2 protein-coding genes are annotated in these 2,054 nt (G+C 73.5%); both read right to left on the bottom strand.

The window, feature by feature from the left end:
• Positions 1 to 197: 197 nt before the first annotated feature.
• On the bottom strand, positions 198 to 1,730 hold the full coding sequence (locus HY68_RS20775) for a cobyric acid synthase (protein ID WP_041991031.1): 1,533 nt from the start codon (positions 1,728 to 1,730) through the stop codon (positions 198 to 200).
• The coding region (locus HY68_RS20780; protein ID WP_041991032.1) for a cobalamin biosynthesis protein at positions 1,727 to 2,054 on the bottom strand (328 nt) is incomplete at its 5' end. The genes HY68_RS20775 and HY68_RS20780, both read right to left, overlap by 4 nt.

A 2,054-nucleotide genomic window follows, 5' to 3' on the forward strand; every position in this document is an offset into this window, starting at 1 on the left:
GTGGTGTCCGGAGCGTAGAGCGTGATTTGTGGCGCATCTCGGCGGTGGCTCCGCGTCAGGCGAGTACGCGCCGTAAATCATGCAGCGCAGGACACGACCCCGGAACGGCACCCGGCAACAACCGCAACCAAAACCCGCAACGAAACCGCGCCGGACGGCGACACCGCGCCGGACGGCGACACCGCGCCGCACGGCCGTCACGGCGCACCCGGCGGAACGAACGGCAGCCCCGTCGGCGCCCCGTCCTCGATCAGCCGCATCAGCGCGTCCGTATCGGCGTGCTCCTCGACCAGATCACCCAGCAGATCCAGCTGCGCCTCCCGCAGCTCCCCGAAACTCGTGTCGGGCGCCGGGACGAACCGCCGCCCCGCCTCCCGCGCCACCTCCGTGAGGAACCGCCGCCGGAACGCGTCGCTCTCCAGCGCCCCGTGCCAGTGCGTGCCCCGCACCGCACCCACCCGGCAGCCGTCCAGCGCCCGCCCCTCCCCGTCGACCACGAACGGCTCGCCGCCCCGCACGTCCGCCACGCCGTGATGGATCTCGTACCCCTCGACGGCCTCGCCCAGCGCGTGACCCACCGGCCGGGCCAGCGTCTTCGCCACGGCGAACCGCACCCGCACCGGCAGCAGTCCGAGCCCCGGCACCACGCCGGCCCGCGACTCGACGTCGTCCTCGACCCGTTCGCCGAGCATCTGGTACCCGCCGCAGATCCCCAGCACCGGCCTGCCGTCCGCCGCCCGCCGGGCTATCGCGTCGGCCAGGCCGCGCTCCCGCAGCCAGCCGAGCGCCTTCACCGTGCCGCGCGTGCCGGGCACCACCACCAGGTCGGCGTCGGCCAGTTCCTCGGGCCGGTCGACGAACCGCACCACCACACCCGGTTCGGCCGCCAGCGCGTCCACATCGGTGAAGTTGGACATCAGCGGCACCGCGCACACCGCCACCCGCAGCCCGTCCTCGCCGTACGGCGGCGCGACGCGCGACTCGCGTACGGTGCCGTGCTGCGACACCCGCAGCCCGTCCTCCTCGTCGATGCCGAGCCCGGTCCGCCACGGCAGCACCCCGTAGGTGGCGCGCCCGGTCAGCCCCTTCAGCATGTCGAGCCCCGGTTCGAGCAACGACACGTCGCCGCGGAACTTGTTGATCAGATACCCGGCGACCAGCGACTGGTCCGCCTCGCTCAGCAGCGCCGTCGTGCCGAAGAAGGAGGCGAAGACCCCGCCCCTGTCGATGTCCCCGACGATCACGACCGGCAGTTGGGCGGCCCGCGCGATGCCCATGTTCACGATGTCGGTACGGCGGAGGTTGATCTCGGCGGGACTGCCGGCGCCTTCGCAGATCACCGCGTCGTACGTGCTCCGCAGCTCGTCGAGGCAGTCCAGCACGGGCTGGAGCAGTTCGGCCTGCCGGCCGCCGTGGTAGCCGCGCGCGCTCAGCTCGCCCACCGGCCGCCCCATCAGGATCACTTGGCTGCTGCGGTCGCCGCCCGGCTTGAGCAGTACCGGATTCATCAGCGCCGTCGGCTCGACCCTGGCGGCCTGTGCCTGCATGGCCTGGGCCCGGCCGATCTCCGCGCCCTCGCGCGTCACGAACGAGTTGAGCGACATGTTCTGCCCCTTGAAGGGCGCGACCTTCACCCCCTGGCGCACCAGCCACCGGCAGATGCCCGCCGTGACGACGCTCTTGCCCGCGTCGGACGTCGTGCCCGCGACCAGCAGTCCGCCGCCCCTCATATCGACCCCTTCCGACCAACAACTCCGGACCGGAACCTGGACCCGGCCCCGAACCCGGCCCCGACCGCGAACCGCCCCACCGCACAGACGCCCAGCGTGAGCCAGGTGACGCGTCGCGACAGGCGTACCGCGCGCTCGATGTCGGTCACCTCGACCGCCCGCCCCGCAGCCTCGTTCAGCACCGGCCGGTGCTCGACCCGGCCGCCGTACGCGAGGGCGCCGCCGAGCCGTACCCCCAGCGCACCGGCGAACGCCGCCTCCACCGGGCCCGCGTTGGGGCTCGGATGGCGGGCCGCGTCGGCGCGTACCGCCCGCAGCGCGCCG

Source organism: Streptomyces sp. AcH 505 (assembly GCF_000818175.1).
In the GTDB taxonomy this organism is placed as follows: Bacteria; Actinomycetota; Actinomycetes; order Streptomycetales; family Streptomycetaceae; genus Streptomyces.